Genomic DNA, 16,305 nt, shown 5'->3' with positions numbered 1-16,305 from the left:
TCCAGCAGCTTCCGCTCAATCTCCTCAATCTCAATGCGGAATCCCCGTACCTTCACCTGGTGGTCCACCCGCCCGATGAACACGATATTGCCGTCCGGCCGCCGCTTCACGATATCCCCGGTCCGGTACACCGCCTCTTCCGGCAGGTCCGCGCTGTGCACGAAGCGTTCCTTCGTCAGCTCTGGCGCATGATAATAGCCGCGCCCCACCCCGGCGCCCCCGATGCACAGCTCCCCTTCCACGCCTTCAGGGACAAGCTTCAGTTCTGAGTCCACCACATACAGCCGCACGTTGTCAATCGGTGTGCCGATGGGCAGCTCATCCCCGCCCGTCCAGTCTTCAGTGCGCAGGCGGTAATAGGAGGCGATATCCGTACACTCGGTCGGGCCGTAGGTGTTAATGATGTCTGCCCGGCACTGTCCGTTGCGCAGCCAGGGTCCCAGCTTGGTCATATGGACCGGTTCTCCGCCGAGGAACACTGCGCGCAAGCTTCCCAGTTGGCGGTAATCGCCGTCTGCCGCACACTCCACCAGCGGGTAGAATGCGCTGGGCGTGCAGTTAATAACCGTAATGCCTTCCCGTTCGATGGTCTCCGCCATGTGCTCATAATCGTACAGGCCCGGCTCGAACAGCACCAGCCGTCCGCCGGCCACCAGCGCCGCATACAGATTTTTCTGCGCCAGATCGAAGCTGGCTGAGGCAATTTGCAGGATGCGCTCCTTCTCGGTAAAAGCGAACTCCCGCGTGTACCAGTGGAGCAGATTAACAAACGAATGCGAAGTGATCATGGCCCCCTTCGGATTCCCTGTCGAGCCTGACGTATAGAGCACGTACATCAAGCGCTCGGGCCGGTAGGCAAGCGGCAGGTTTCCGGTTGGAAACTCCGCCGCCAGCAGGTCCTCGACGGACACGACTTCGGTTTCAGCTTCGGTTTCGGCCTTAGCACCAGCTTCGGCCTTCCCTTCGACTTTAGCATCAGCTTCGACTTCGGCTTCAGTTTTCGCATCAGCTTCGGCTTCCGCCGCGCGGTCCCTGAACTTATGCTGAACCAGCAGCAGCTTCGCACGGGAATGGCGCAGCAAGTAACGGAGCCGCTCTGCCGGATAATCGGGATCAACGGGAGTGTAGGCCGCTCCCGCCTTGAGCACCCCGAGCAAAGCCGCCACCAGCTCCAGGGACCGCTCCGCCATGACGGCTACAACTTCCTCTTCCCCGATTCCCTTCGCGTGCAGCGCATGCGCGATGCGGTTGGACTGCTCGTGAAGCTGCCGGTAGGTCAAGTGCCGGCTTCCCAGCGAAACTGCAATCGCCTCCTGGCGCTTCAGAACCTGCTCTTCCAGCAGCCCGGCGATGCTCTTCCGGTAAGGATAGGGAATCGATGTATCGTTCCATTCATGAACCAGCCGCTTGCGCTCGGCTACCGACAGCATATCAATCTCCGACAGCCGCCGGTCCAGGTTACCCGCCATATGCTCCACGATATTCACATAATGGTGAAGGAACCGCTCCATTGAACCTTGGGAGAATAGGGCAGTATCGTACTCCAGCTTCAGTAGAATTCCATCTTCTGCCCTTTCGGGCATCAATGCAAAATCATATTTATCCAAACCGGTTTCGGCAACGCCCGTCTGGAATAAGGCATCGAACAGGGGATTTCTGCCCGGATCACGGTCAAGCTCCAGCCTCTTCACCACTTCGGCATAAGGGATGTGCCGGGGATTACTGGCCTCTACACAAATAGCTTGAATATGATTTACATACTCCCGCCAAGTTGCAGCCCAATCCACTTGCCCCGCCAGAACGGTGAGGCCTGAGCCTCCTCCCCAGCCGGACCGCTGAACCGAACCGCAAGCCCATCCGACACAAATAGTATCCTGTCCTGAATATTTAGAGAGCAGCAGGATGTAGCATGCAAGCAGCGCGGTCTCGGCAGATACCGCTTCGCTTTCCGCTAAGCGCTCCAGCCTGCATGCAAGCTCCCTGCTTGTCCGGAGCATGACAACCTCCCCTGCAAAGCTTCTGGCAGCCGGACGGACATAATCCAAAGGCATATTTAACGCCTGCGTGCCGTTGCCTATAATATGATGCCAGTATTCGCCAATTTGCCCATCAGACGCCGATTGTCCGGGCTGCATTCGCAAAAGTTCCTCTGTATGGCCAACACCTGAAGGCTCCTGTTTCATGATTCGCGCTCCTTTGGCGGTAAAATAGGCATACGCTTTTGCCGCTACTCTGTATCCTGAACACCTATAGTTTCAAAGACTTCAGCTAAACCGGCTAGATCCGGTTCTCTGAAGACCGAATAATGATCGCCTTCAACTTCCCGGAAGATGACGGGACGGTAAAAAAATGCATTCCAACCGTTCGCTTCGACCCCTCTTGATTCTGCCGCCTTAATCAAATACGCCTGTGCGAATACCTTCCGCACCGGATTGTAATGAACATAGGCATTCTGCAGGTCGAGAAACAGGTTCACATAATGGTAGAAGTCGTTTGTGTTGCGCTGCGCATACGCCGGAATGGCCCGCATAATTTCCACAGGGACCAGCGTTTCAAGTGCCTCATAGCCAAGGCCGCTTTCTTCCATGTGCCGGGCAAGCTTCTTGTATAAACCGTATAATGTCGTTTCATCCCTCAGCCCGGTTATCCATTCAAAAGCAGGCAGTGCTTCCTCCAGCTGCAGCCTGAAGCTTTCAACTTCTGCTTCATCGGGTGTTTGCAGATGCCGGTGCATTCCCGGGTGGGAGGAATCAATCAAGGCGAGCATGCTCACCTCATCGCCTTCAGCTTCAATCTGCTGGGTGATCTCATACGCCAGCAGGCCGCCCAAACTCCAGCCGGCCAGCGAGTACGGACCGTCTTCCTGAATTTTTTTGATTTTGCCAAGATAGGATTTAGCAAGTTCTTCCACAGTGGCGCCATGCCGCCATGGATAGCCGGTGATCTCCGCTGGAATACCGTAGCAGGTATATTTGTCACCCAGGCGGGCCGCAAGCCCGAAATAAGCGTCGATGCTTCCGCTGATATCGTGAATAAAAAAAAGAAAAGGAGCCCCCGGCGCCCCCTTATGAATCAAGATCAGATCATGTTCACTGTTCAATGGCGCTTGCGCAACCTCAGTCCGGATGCATGCCGCTATTTCAGCAATCGTCTGTTTCGTATAAACTTCGCTCACCGGAAGATCTATCCCCATCTCTTGACGGATTCTGGCTGCCATCAGGATAATCTTCAGGGAATTGGCTCCAACCGAAAACAGATTGGTACGGACGCCAACCGCTGCTAGATGCAGCACTTCCCGGCAAATCTCTTCCAGCTTATGCTCGATCTCATCTGCCGGCAGATCATCTCCGGCCTGATTGGCTCCAATCTCCGGTACCGGCAAGAGCTTCCTGTCGGCTTTTCCGCTGGAATTGAGCGGAATCTTCGGAACCTCCATGATATAATCCGGCACCATCAGCCGCGGAAGCTTCTTAACGAGATAGCTTCTCAACTCCCCGGAGTCCAGCCCGTGCCTAGGCACATAATACAGGCAAAGCGCCTGATCCCCGGCACTGAGCTCCTTGACGGCTGCAACTGCAGCCCCCACCTCATGCCATTGGAGCGCTGTATTTTCGATTTCCCCCAGCTCGATGCGCACCCCGCGGATTTTCACCTGTTCGTCCATTCTGCCCAGGTATTCGATATTCCCATCCGGCATCCAACGGGCCAAATCGCCTGTCCGGTACATTCGATTGCCTTTGATCCAAGGGTCCTGAACAAATTTGTCCGCCGTCAGACCGGCGCGGTTCACATAACCGCGTGCGACGCCAATTCCGGAAATAAGCAGTTCGCCGGGAATTCCGATGGGCTGCAGATCATCCTCCCCGTTAACGATGTACAAGCGGATATTGTCAATGGGTTTCCCGATCGGGATGAGGTTACGGGGATCACTTTCCCCGGCATCTGCGGAGCAATCAAACCAAGAGACCTCCACAGTGGCTTCCGTCGGGCCGTATAGATTGATCAGCCTGGTGGTGTTGGCCGGAAAGAGGGTCTGATTGAACAGGTTCACGGTGCCGGGAAGAAGCGCTTCACCGCTGACGAACAGGTAACGCAGACTGGACAGCCGCTCCCCCTCCGCTGCCATTCGCGGTTTCATATAGGAAAGAAGGCCGTTCAGCAGGGAGGGCACAAAGTGTACGAGCGTAACCTGTTCACGGGCAATCGTTGTCAAGATCATGTCAGGGTCCTTTTCCATACCGGGCGGCAAAAAACAAAGGCTGGCCCCGTTATAATACCAGCCGAAAAGCTCCCAAACGGAAACATCAAAGGTATAGGGTGTCTTTTGGAGGATGCAGTCCGCTTCGCCGATCGGAAACTGCCTGTGCATCCAGGCAATCCGGTTGATCACGGAACGATGCTCGACCATGACCCCTTTGGGTGTCCCGGTAGAGCCGGAGGTATAAATGATGTATGCCAAATCCCCGGGCCCGCTTCCCGGTGCGGGATTGGTATCGTCTCCCTGGTAGAGCGCCGGATCTTGGATATTGAGCCACAGACATTCCGGTTTCACGCCGTCCATCCTGGTTGCCGAATCAATAAGCACAACTCTGGCCTCACTATCCTCCAACACAAATGACACCCGATCCGGCGGATAGTCCGGGCTCAGCGGCAGGTATGCTCCCCCTGCTTTCAGAATCGCCAGGAGGCCGACCATCATCTCAAGGGACCGCTCCAACCATAGGCCGACAACCGAACCGGCACCCACACCATTATCCACCAGCACCCGTGACAGTTGGTTGGATCTTTGGTTCAGTTCCCGGTACGTGAGCGAGCGGTCCTTATACTTGACTGCAATGTTATCTCCAGCTTTCTCAACCTGCTGTTCATATATCGCCTGCAAGGTTTGCTCTACAACAAGCTCTGAGGCGGTATCGTTAAATATATGCATTATTTGGTGCTGCTCTTCCTGTGACAGCAGACTGAACCGGCCTACGTTACGCTCCGGTTCTGACAGGACCGCTTGCAGCAGTCCCATAAAGTGGTCTCCCATTCGCTCTATCGTGCCGGGATCAAACAACTCAAGATTGTATTCCATATTCAGGCAAGCTTCTCCGGTATCGAGCATGTAGAAACCGCAGGCGATATCCAGCGTATTCCGGGTCTGCAGCACATCTTCTTCTTCAGGGATAAGTGATTCTAATATCGATTCCAGCTCTGTATGAAAATTTAATGAGACACGATACAGCGGATGTTCTGTCCTGGAGAACCCTTTCCGGCGGCAAATCTCTTCCTCCATTTCATTGACATCGCATTCCTGATGCTCAAGCACGCCGATGAATTGTTTCTTCACCCGCTCCAGATAGCTGGAAAAGGTCTGATCCGCAGCCACCTGAAACCGGATGGGGACCGGACGAATAAACACACCGATGCTGTTCTCTAATCCGCTGTATCTGCGCGAGGAGAGTATACCGAGCGAAATATCGGACTGAGAAGTATATTTAGAGAGAAATAATCCATACACGGCGGTCAAAAAAATACTCGGAGTGGCCTGATATCGGGTAGCTGTATTATGGATTTGTTCAATAAGCTCACGCTTCAGACGAATATTCCGGACTCCGTAAGCCGATACCAAACGATTGGAGCGCGGCCGGTCCAACGGTAAATTCAACTGCGGATGTTCGCCGGCAAACATATCCAGCCAGAAGGCCCGTCTTTTCTCATACTCCTCCGTTGCTTCCAGTTCCTTTTGCCATAGGCAATAATCGGCGTATTGCAGATGGAGAGGCGGCAGCAGCCTTCCCTGCCGGATGCATTCCAATTCCTGATACACCAGCTTAATGGAATAGGCATCGAAGATAATATGATGGAAATGGATAAGCAGCAGACAGCCCTGGCTGGGCACGCGAATAAGGCCAATGCGAAAAAGAGGAAGCTCCTGGAGCGAATACGGCCGATTGAGCTCCCCCACACAATTCCGGATAAATGCCTCTTGCCGTTCTTTCTCCTGAGGCGCTTCCCAGAACTTGATCCGGAACCACGCGGATTCGTCATGCACCATTTGCACGACTTCCTCATCTCTGATCTCGAATGTAGTCCGCAGCAACCGGTGCCGCTTAATGATCGTGTAGAAGGCCTGCTCTAGATCGTCCGGGTCAATGTCACCATCCAGCTTGCGCATATCCATGACATACTGCTCTATATCACTGGCCGCGGAGAAATACATGTTTTTTTGTGTCCAGGAAACCGGGTAATAGGCTCTTTCTGAGGCAGGCTTAATGATTGAGAGCTTGTCTTTCTCTGAACTGCAAATATAGTCAGCAAGCTCCTTGATTGTCAGGTGTCCAAAAATATTCTCCAAGGAGATTTCGGTATCGAACTCGATTCCAATTCTGACCTCAAGCTCTAAGGCTTTTAATGAATGGCCGCCCACTTCGAAAAAATGATCGTTTATCCCAACCTCACCGATTTGAAGGACTTCTCTCCAAACCGCTTTGAGCTTTTCTTCGATTTCATCCCTAGGGGTCTGGATCGTTCGATGCATAGTCAGAATTCCTCCTTATAGACCGCTTAAATTCTCGCTGCAACACCCGCTTGAATTTCACGGATCGTCTGCGCAATTCCTCTCGTCGCCTCCTCATCCCCCAGCAAGGCACGGTGATGAATCCAAATGACTTCCTCCGCTACCTTCTTGGAGGCCGGGCAATCCAGTTGATTCGGGAAGGAGTAGCTGTCGTCCAGGTTAGCGGCGAACTCTTTGAAAATCGGCGTATCGTGGATTTGGGCATAGGCAATATATGCAGGGATTCCTTGCTCATTCAGCATCTCAACAAACCGCTCTCTGCTGATCCCGCCGAATTTCCCCGGATTGTAGTAAAACATGTACATGTAATGTGTATGAAGCGTACATGCTTCCAGGCGGCTCTGCGGAACGATCCCCTCGATGTTTTGGATCTCCTCATTTAGAATCTTCGCGTTGCGCTCACGCCGTTGGTTTTGTTCGGCGAGACGTCCTGCCTGGGGAAGCAGGACAGCCGCCTGAAATTCGGAGAGACGGTAATTGGTTCCTTCGACGAGGTGCTGATATTTTTTGTCGCCAAAGGGACGCCCTACATTGTGATACAGAAAGGCTTGATCATACAGCTCCTGGGAATTGGTGATGAGCGCCCCGCCTTCCCCGGCCGTCATCAGCTTGAATTGCTGGAAGCTGAAAACCCCTGCATCACCTATGCTGCCGGCACGTTTACCCTTCCATTCTCCGCCATGCGCATGGCAAGCGTCTTCCATGATAAACAGATTGAACTCGTCGGCAATTTCCTGCAGGCGGTCCATATCGCATAGATGGCCGGCCATATGAACGGGAATGATGCCCACCGTTCTCCCGGTGACGGCTTCCCGCACTTTCTCCGGATCAAGGCAAAAAGTGCCGGGATCAATATCTACGGGAACCGGGATGGCCCCAAGACTCATCACCGGCAATGCTGTGGAGATGAACGTAAATGCAGGAACAATGACTTCGTCGCCTTCTTTTACCTTGAAGCTCTTAAGGAGAAGGTCGATCGCGTTGGTACCGTTTGTCACGCCCAGTGCATACTTGGCATCATGCATTTCTGCAAATACCCGTTCAAACTCCTTCACCTTCGTCCCTGTCATACGCCACCATTGATTGCTGTAGAGCGTTTCCAGCAGTTCCTTTTCTTCACTCTCGGTGGCCATTGGCCAGTTTGGAAACCGGTTTGTCAGGTTACTCATTGTGAACACCTTCCATTTCTTTGTTTTTTATGGATACTTGTTGCAGGCCATACGCAAGACCGCCCCAAAGCGCAGCGTCGTCTCCGAGGGCAGACAGTGATACCTGTACGTTTTTTTGCGGCAAGGTTCCCAGGAAATGCTGGACGGCCTTCTCCAAGGAACGATACGCTTCAGGAAACCTGCTCACCATTCCGCCGCCTACCACCACCGAAACCGGGTCGAGCAAGCGGACAGCATTGGCAATCGCGATGGCAAGCAGCCTGATCGAATCTTGAATGATGATCCGGGCCGCTTCATTTCCATGTGCAGCCAAGCGGAACACATCGCTTGCTTTGGTAATGGGCAAGCCTTTGGCCGCCGCTATACGCTCAATCGCTCTCCCGGACGCATACAATTGCAAGCAGCCGAATCCGCCGCAAGGGCAAGGCTCCCCGTTGGGGTCCACCGTAATGTGGCCTAGTTCACCACTGGCTCCCCTTGCCCCCTTATATACATCTCCCTGCAAAACCAGGGCGCTGCCAATCCCTGTCCCCACTACTACATACAGCAGCGGATTCACCGGATGGGTCAATCCAAAGCGGTATTCGCCCATAGCCGCCAAATTGGCATCATCAAACAGAATAATGGGCTTGCCTGTTGCGCTTGTGAAGGCATCACGAAAAGGAAACCCGTTCCAGGCGGGGCGGTTCGGCCAAGTGATGATTGTTCCAGCCGCATCGTGCAGTCCTGCAAGACCGGCCACCACAGTGTGAATTACCTCATTCCGATTCTGCTCCCATCTGCCGATGACACTGGCGATCTGCGAGACCGCTTCAAGCGGTTCCGTCTCAGGTCCCAGGTCAATTCTGACGGAATCCTCCATTGTCATGCTATTCCTGTCGAAGATGGCCAGCCTCGCCGCCGAGCCTCCCATATCGATTGAGACAAGAGCAGCTGTCATGTGACAACAAGCCCCTTATGTGCAGATTGATAGAGGAGCTGAATCAGCCGGATGGCCCTTTCCCCATCCCCTGCGGAGATGTCAGGCTGCTTAGACTCCCGGATGCACTCCACGAAATGGTGTGCTTGGCGCCGGAAATCTATGAGCACATCACTTTTCCGCGGGAACTTGAACCACTCTGATGCTTGGCCCGCAGGGGTGAACTGCAAGGAAGGCTGTTTGTACAAGCCCTGATCGCTGAAGCCAAACAGGGTTCGCAGGCTCAGGCTGCCCTTACTGCCTTTCAGGTGGATCTCCACAAAGTCCCCCTCCACATCATCCTGCCAGCTCACATGAATCCGGCCCAGCATTCCATCGGCAAATTGAATCATCCCTATAGCCGTATCTTCAACCTCTAACGTCACTGATTCGGCACTGCCGAGCCAGTTGGAGTAATCCCCCTGCTGAACCGGCCGGGAATGGAGGCCAGCCAGACAAGCAGTCGGATCGGGGGCATCCGTCAGAAAGAGCATCTGGTCAATCATGTGGCTGCCAAGGTCAATAAGCACACCTCCTCCAGACAGCTTTTGCTGCGTAAACCAGCTCCCGGGGCGGGGAATCCCTTTTTTTCTGCGCCATATGACCTCACATACCTGCACATCTCCGATCTGCCCCGATGTGATTCTGGAGCGCAATTCACGAATATCGTCCCGGTAACGGTTCACGAATCCCATTAACAGTACAGCCCCAGAAGACTCAGCGATCCTTCGCAATGAGCCGGCTTCTTCCGCGGTTGTGGTCATAGGCTTCTCGCACAGAACATGGATTCCTTGCTGCAGAAAGTGCTTGGCCAGTTCGTAATGCGTGTGATTGGGCGTGCACACAAGGACAGCATCTAATGGGATCTCATCGATATCAGAAAGGCTGGTGCACGCCTTGGCGCCTGCCTGTTCAGCCAAATGAGCGGCCCGGGACGCATCCGGATCATAAACGGCCGCAATGGATACGCCCTCCAGCGATAAAAAACCGGGGAGATGAGCATGCTCGGCAACCCAGCCTGCTCCGATCATTCCAATGGAAACAACTTTTGTATTGGACACTGCTCTCATCCTCTCTTGTTTGGGACAAATGTCATTGGGAAAGCCGGATTAGGCCAGGACTGACCTTGTTTTGTCTATTAAGTCTCTTTCCTTGTCGTACAGCTTGGCGAGCAGCCGTTTCAATGCGTCCATTTCACTCTGGGCCATCCAGTTCAAGTCCTTCATATATTTGAGTTTGTAATAATACTTAATCAGGGTGTTTCCATAAACATTCCAATCATTGCACAGCTTTTTGTATTCATCCGTCAGACTTTGGAACCGCCGTTCATCAAGCCCGTTTTTCCGATAAAAGAGAAACGGCAATTGAACCGTTGACCTGCGGTAATAGTATGGATTCTTGATGGCCAACGCCCTGTATTCAAAATCATCCTTGAGAATGCCCAGCAACCGCTGTTCCAGCGTATCCGCAAAATCCCGGATCACAGACAGTCCATACGACACCGTTACTCCAGTATCTGCTGAAGGCATTACGTGATCTATAAACGGGCCTTGCTCCTCTTGTAAAAGAAATTCCAAGCTGCCGCAAATCTGCTCCTTCGTATAGCTGGTAAAAAACTGCAGCTCCTGATCCTTTTTACGGACCAATACGAGATGGTAGGTGCCTGTCCCGGCCCCGGCAGCAGCGATTGCCTCGTCAAAACGGTCATAAGGGAGCAGGTAACTCTCCATTGTACTTGGCTGTATGCAATCTTCAATCAGCAGGTAGGCGTCCGCGTCGTCATTGTAGCCATATATAAAAGCGGGGTGCTTAAGATGATTCCTGCCTGCATCAACGCCGGAGGGATAATAGAAACGGTCCACATCGGCAAAGATATAAAAGCCCCTGTGCAGGCAGTCTTTGATGATCTGATGAACAGAGTCCTCTTTATCCGGCGTTAGGGTTTCATAGTCCAGATAGGGAGAGAAATCGAGCGTCCTCACCATATCAAGAAGCGGCGTGACAATGTTGCTGCTGCCGGGAGGAAACTCTATGCTCTCATTACTGTTGTCATGTGAAAATAACCGGTACCTTGCCTTCGCCAGACAGGGCGCATATTCAAAGTTTCTGTCATGCACCATCAGGATGGAGATCAGGTTGTTACTCACACAATCCATCCATGTTCCATTAAAAGGCTCCACTTGGAGTGAAAACTTTTTCAATACGGTTCACCTCCACTATTCCGTCTACAGCTTTCTCTCTACGGTCTCACTGATCTCCTTGATCAACGCCTCTGCTTCTTCCGCCGTAATAATTCCGTTCTCCAAATCGCTCATAACTTGTTCGATGGTCATCTCCCGTTTGTGCGGAACGTTTCTCTTGCGTTCCAGAAATGCAGCCATGTCGTGAACCGTAGGGTAGGAAAAGACATCCGAGATGGCAAAAAGGCCAGGGAAAACCGCATCCAGTTCCTTATGAAGCCGCACCGCAAGCAGGGAATTCCAGCCCAGGTCCTCAAAATTGGCAAAAATGCTCAACTCCTGCACGTCCAGCACCCTTGCCAGAATTTGCACGATTTCTTTATGACTCCGGGTCATTTGGAGCTGATTCGCATCCTTAATGATGATCTCTGTCCGGTCTGGCATCCCGGCAAGCTTCTGCGCATTGTGCAGGGATTTTCTCAGCTGCTTGTTCAAGCTCTCGGACAGTACATAATCATTCATCAGGCTCTGCCCGACAGTTTCCCGGGTAAGCTGGCGTTTCAGTTGGCCCACGATCACCCGGCTCCGGCCCGCCTGCAGCAGTCCGGCATAAATTTCCGCACCCTGCCGGGGCGTGAGGCTCTCAAACACACTGTGGCGGTTATCGACCTCATACGCCTGGGCCATCCCCACCTCCTGCCACAGCGGCCAGTTGACCGTGATCCCCTTCCTCCCCTGCTTCCTCATCCAGTCGGCGTACAAATCCAGATAGCTGTTCGCTGCTACATAGTCGCTCTGCCCGATTCCCCCGGTCACCGTGTTCATACTGGAGAACATCATGAAGAAATCCAGCTCATCCTCCCGTGTAAGCTGATCCAGCACCCACGTTCCGGCTACCTTGGCTGACAGGACCTCCCGGATTTGCCCGGCGGTCTTCCGGACCAGCAGCCCTTCTCCGGCCACTCCCGCTGCGTGAACGACGCCGCGGATGGCTCCCGATCCGCTGCGTATCCGCTCCAGCAGGCTGCGCATTGGCCCTTCCTCCGCGACATCTGCGGCATGGATCTGCACCTCGGCTCCATTTCGCTCCATCTCTTGAATCGCTGCGATTTGGCGGATGCGCTGCTCCCCGGCTCCTGCCGCGACGATCTTTGCCCAATCTTCACGCCCAGGCAGCTCCCGGCGGCCGATGAGGTGAAGCTTGACCCGGTTCGTCCGGCTCATCTGCTTCCCGATTTCCAGCCCCAGGCCCCCGGTCCCGCCGGTGATGACATACACCCCGCCCTCTTGGATGGGCGAATGCCCTTCATCCGGCTCAAGCACTGCCTCCCGCAGCCGCTCCACATAACGCTGCCCGTTCCGGTACGCTACCTGATAGGGCGCTTCCCGGAGGCTGAATTCGTTCACAATCCTGCCCGGAGGGGTGAGTCCGTCGACATCCACAAGGCGGATGTGCACCCGGGGAAATTCCTCCCGCGCCACCTTGCCCAGTCCAAGCAAGCATCCGTGATGCGGACGCAGGACCGCTTCCTCTCCCGTGACCTGATTCGCCCCGTCGCAGACGAGAACAAGCTTCAGGTCCCCGGAAGAAGGCTGCACAAAAAGGCTGTCCAGCAGGGAATACAAACTGTAAAATCCCCGCTCTCCAGCCTCATGCAGCTCCGCCTCCGTTGTAATCTCCCGTTCCGTGAGGCTCAGCAGATGAATAAGGGTTCCCACATTCCCGGCTTGCAGACGATCCCATAACCGCTGATAGTCTTCCCGGCTTTGCACTTCCCCGCCGGAAACTTCTATCACCTGTCCATACTGTGCACGAATCTGCTCCAGGAGCCGGTCTGCAATTTCTCCCTCTCCTGTGAAGACTGCGACCGTCTCCCGGGAAACGTTGCTGTCAGCATCGGGGGAGGGGGTACCGTCTTGCACCACCCAATCCTTTTCGTAATACATCCCTGCCGGTCCTTGGGCCTGCACTTGCTTGATCGTATAGCCCTCAATTTCGGCAAGCACCTCCCCCGCCGGATTCAGGATGTCAATATCAAAGGTTGCCGTCTGATGGCCCTGCCCCCGGTCCTGCCTTCTCACTACGCTGTAAATGTCGGCGGGAATCCGGCCATAGACCCGGATTTCCTGATAATAAAAAGGCAGATACAGCTGGTCATCGATGCTGCGGATGGCGATATTGACCGCATTGTCAAGCATTGCCGGATGATAATGGTACTGATCGGCCTCTTCCCGAAACGCATCGCCAAGTCCGACGGCAACCAGACATTCCTCTGCCCCCGCCCTCAGCTCTTTGATATTGTTCCATCTGGCTCCGGTGGTAATATAACCTCCGCTGGTTTCGACGCCCGTTATCTTCGGATAAGTGTGGAAGGCTTCCAATAGCGCAGGGAGGTCGTACGGCTTGCGGTCCTGGGAAGGGCGGCATAATTTTCCCTCTGCGTGCCTACGCCAGGTACCATCTGCCCGGTCCTTGCTCTCGATATAAAACTCGCGGTCGTCCTCGCCATTGCTCACGATGATCTGCAGATCATGAGTGTCGTCTTCTTCCTGCATCGAGAACGGCTGCACAAAAGCGAGATGCTTGATAACAGACCGCCCGCCCTGCTGCCTCCCGATCTCCAGCAGCAGCTCGATGTACGCCGTACCGGGCAGCACATACTCCCTGCCGATCTGATGTTCCTGCAGCACCCAGTCCGCTGCTGCTGAGAATGTTGCGGTATATACCACCTGCCCGGAAGTTTCACAGACATTCCCGCGAAGCAGCGGATGCCCTGGCACCTGTTGCAGATGCAAATGCTGCGGATGCCCTTGACCGCGTTTCTCTGCCCAGCACCGGATGCGGTGGAACGGATAGACCGGCAGGTTCAACCGCTGGCAGGGTAAACCTTGATACATCAGGTTCCAATCTATGGCCGCCCCTGAGACATATAGCTCTCCTATGGAACGATAGGAAGCCGGCCCCTCCTGCGGGAGGGCCAACGATTTCAACAACCGTTCTGCCTGAAGCGTTAAGGATTGTTTCTCCCGTTCTGTCAGCCTTCTAACCGGTCCAGGCTCATCCGGCGTTGTCCCGCCGTGCACCGTCACCTCATAACTTTGGCAGAGAACGTCCTGGTCGGAAGCGAGACTGTGTTTCTGCAGGTGCTCCAGTTTCTGAAGCAGGTCCGCATATCCGGTGAAGAGGATGACCAAACGATGGTTATAATGCCCGCGGCCCGTACTGGCTGTGTAGCATAGGTCTTGCAGATTGATCCCGGCATGACGGGAGATATAGCCGGTGTAATCATCCACCAGCCTTAAGAGCACCTGATCGTCTTTTGCCGATAACGGAAGTAAATACAGCGGTGCCTGATCGCGCTTCTCTGTCAGCTTCAGGATGTCCGGCGCTTCCTGCACGATCATATGGCAGTTGGTCCCGCTGAAGCCAAACGAACTGATTCCGGCTACCCGGGGAGTCTCCGTTGCCTTCCAATCTTGAAGCCGGTCGTTCACATAAACGGGGGATGCAAAGAAATCGATAAAGGGATTCGCCGCAACAAAATTAAGACTGGCCGGAAGCTTCTGATGCTGAAAGGCCAACATTACTTTCAGCAAGGAAGCCAGCCCCGACGCGCCTACCGTATGCCCGATGTTGGTTTTTACCGTGCCAATCGCACAAAACTGCTTTTTCCGGGTGTAGCGTGAAAAAGCTTTGGTGAGGCCATCAATCTCGATGGAATCTCCCAGCTGGGTTCCAGTGCCGTGCGCCTCCACATAAGAGATCGTCTGCGGATCGATTCCGGCCTCTTGCCAGGCCTGGCAAATAACCTCTTCCTGTGCGCGGGCACTCGGGGCCGTGATGCCGTCTGAAGCTCCATCGTTGTTCACTGCACTCCCCTTGATGACCCCGTAGATAGGGTCCCGGTCCCGGATGGCCTGCTGCAGCGGTTTGAGAATGACGGCCCCCACTCCTTCACCCCAAACTGTGCCGTTCGCCTGCTTATCAAAAGTCCGGATAAGAGAATCCTGCGATTCGACAAGATCAAGCATCGGGTTTTTCACCGGGCTGTAATTGATGTGAATGCCCCCGGCGATAGCCAGATTGCACACACCCGACTGAATGGCCCGGCAGGCCTCATGAACGGCTACCAAGCCGGAGGAGCAAGAGGTATCGATTACAAGACTGGGGCCTTTCAGATTCAGTCCATAGGAAATCCGGCTTGAGAGAATGGCCGACCACGTGCCGGATAACAGCAGCGGATCCTGTTCTGCAGCATTGTCTCTGTACCATTGGCCCCAGGTGTGGTCCGTACCGATATAGACGCCGGTATTCGTCCCGCTTAAATCTTTGTAATCATAACCTGCATCCTCTATGGCCTGATAAGAAGCCTCCAGCATCAATCTTTGCAGCGGGTCCATGAATTTAGCTTCGGCAGGAGAGAGTTGAAAAAAAGAAGGATCGAACTGGTCGATCCGCTCCAGGTACCCGCCTTTAAAAAACAATTGATCTGCCTCTATTTCGTCCACCAGGCCTTCACCGATGCAATCGCGGACCCGGGAATCGGGAAAATCACCGATACCGTTCCTTTGCTGCTGGAGGCATTCCCAGAATTGTCCCAGATCTTCCCCTTTCGGAAATCTGCCGGCCATGCCGATAATGGCAACTTCCTTTTCCTTCACCGGTTCTTCATGCTTCTGCTGATGCTCCAATAATATGGCAGCATCGTTTGGGGTCAGCTTTTGGGAGGCTACCAGTTCGAAAATCAGTTTTTCTGCTGCTGTCATGACACGCCTCCTGATTTCGTTTTGTACGTTTCAAGGGCTTCGTTCATTGAAATCTCCTGGTTCGCTAAGCGCTGCAATAAGGCCAGTGTCGATGGTTCTATTGCAGATGTCCCATTCTGCTGTTGCTGCCTTGTATCCAGGTAATCCGCCATTTCGGCAATGGTTGCATAAGTGAACACATCCGAGATATTCACGATCTTGCCGTACTTGGCTTCCAGCCGCCTGAATAAATCGACGGCAAGGATGGAGTTGCCGCCCATATTATTGAATTTGGCAGATAAGCCAATTTCATCGACACCAAGCACCTGTGCCCAGATCATGGCGACTTCTCTTTCGGTGGCGGACAGCTCCGCTTCATCCTTGTCAAGAATGTGTACAGGAAAATGTTCCGAAACCTGCCGCCCGGCCTCCTCCTGTTGATGCTCCATACGGGTGCGGAAGGCGCTCGCCAATGTATCCGACAGCACATAATCATTCATCAGGCTCTGTCCGACAGTTTCCCGGGTAAGCTGGCGTTTCAGTTGGCCCACGATCACCCGGCTTCTGCCCGCCTGTAGCAGCTCAGTGTAAATGGCCGCACCCTGCCGGGGCGTGAGGCTCTCAAACACACTGTGGCGGTTATCGACCTCATACGCCTGGGCCATCCCCACCTCCTGCCACAGCGGCCAG

At 54.1% G+C, this 16,305-nt stretch carries 8 protein-coding genes; all 8 read right to left on the bottom strand.

The features are described 5' to 3' along the window. Window positions 1–2,183, bottom strand: a 2,183-nt coding sequence (locus tag BLQ82_RS30895; protein ID WP_143013598.1) for a non-ribosomal peptide synthetase, incomplete at its 3' end; no start/stop codon positions are given. A gap of 44 nt (window positions 2,184–2,227) precedes the next feature. Further along, on the bottom strand, window positions 2,228–6,523 hold the full coding sequence (locus tag BLQ82_RS30890) for a non-ribosomal peptide synthetase (protein WP_062525416.1): 4,296 nt from the start codon (window positions 6,521–6,523) through the stop codon (window positions 2,228–2,230). 26 nt (window positions 6,524–6,549) lie between these two features. Next, a complete protein-coding gene (locus BLQ82_RS30885; protein WP_062525418.1) occupies window positions 6,550–7,731 on the bottom strand; it encodes a DegT/DnrJ/EryC1/StrS family aminotransferase in 1,182 nt (393 codons plus the stop codon). Then, window positions 7,724–8,671 carry an ROK family protein gene (locus BLQ82_RS30880; RefSeq protein WP_062525420.1) on the bottom strand — a complete coding sequence of 316 codons (948 nt, stop codon included), beginning with the start codon at window positions 8,669–8,671 and terminating at the stop codon, window positions 7,724–7,726. The genes BLQ82_RS30885 and BLQ82_RS30880 overlap by 8 nt, the downstream gene beginning before the upstream one ends. Further along, window positions 8,668–9,750 (bottom strand): Gfo/Idh/MocA family protein, encoded by a 1,083-nt coding sequence (locus tag BLQ82_RS30875; RefSeq protein ID WP_062525422.1) that lies wholly within the window; start codon window positions 9,748–9,750, stop codon window positions 8,668–8,670. The genes BLQ82_RS30880 and BLQ82_RS30875 overlap by 4 nt, the downstream gene beginning before the upstream one ends. Window positions 9,751–9,798: 48 nt before the next feature. Continuing rightward, on the bottom strand, window positions 9,799–10,890 hold the full coding sequence (locus BLQ82_RS30870) for a hypothetical protein (protein ID WP_062525424.1): 1,092 nt from the start codon (window positions 10,888–10,890) through the stop codon (window positions 9,799–9,801). Between the two features lie 24 nt (window positions 10,891–10,914). Beyond that, window positions 10,915–15,636 carry a type I polyketide synthase gene (locus BLQ82_RS30865; protein ID WP_074648846.1) on the bottom strand — a complete coding sequence of 1,574 codons (4,722 nt, stop codon included), beginning with the start codon at window positions 15,634–15,636 and terminating at the stop codon, window positions 10,915–10,917. Next, window positions 15,633–16,305: acyl carrier protein (locus tag BLQ82_RS30860; protein WP_244281075.1), on the bottom strand; the 673-nt coding region annotated here is incomplete at its 5' end. The genes BLQ82_RS30860 and BLQ82_RS30865, both read right to left, overlap by 4 nt.

It is taken from the genome of Paenibacillus jilunlii (genome assembly GCF_900102965.1).
GTDB classification, from domain to species: Bacteria; Bacillota; Bacilli; order Paenibacillales; family Paenibacillaceae; genus Paenibacillus_AQ; species Paenibacillus_AQ jilunlii.
Note: the sequence above shows the minus strand (reverse complement) of the source record. Positions and strands in the feature narration are given on the sequence as shown.

Excerpts from the sequence above, each read along its gene's own strand:
- BLQ82_RS30890 (WP_062525416.1), bottom strand. The coding sequence starts at position 6,523 with ATGCATCGAACGATCCAGACCCCTAGGGATGAAATCGAAGAAAAGCTC.
- BLQ82_RS30885 (WP_062525418.1), bottom strand. The coding sequence starts at position 7,731 with ATGAGTAACCTGACAAACCGGTTTCCAAACTGGCCAATGGCCACCGAG.
- BLQ82_RS30880 (WP_062525420.1), bottom strand. The coding sequence starts at position 8,671 with ATGACAGCTGCTCTTGTCTCAATCGATATGGGAGGCTCGGCGGCGAGG.
- BLQ82_RS30865 (WP_074648846.1), bottom strand. The coding sequence starts at position 15,636 with ATGACAGCAGCAGAAAAACTGATTTTCGAACTGGTAGCCTCCCAAAAG.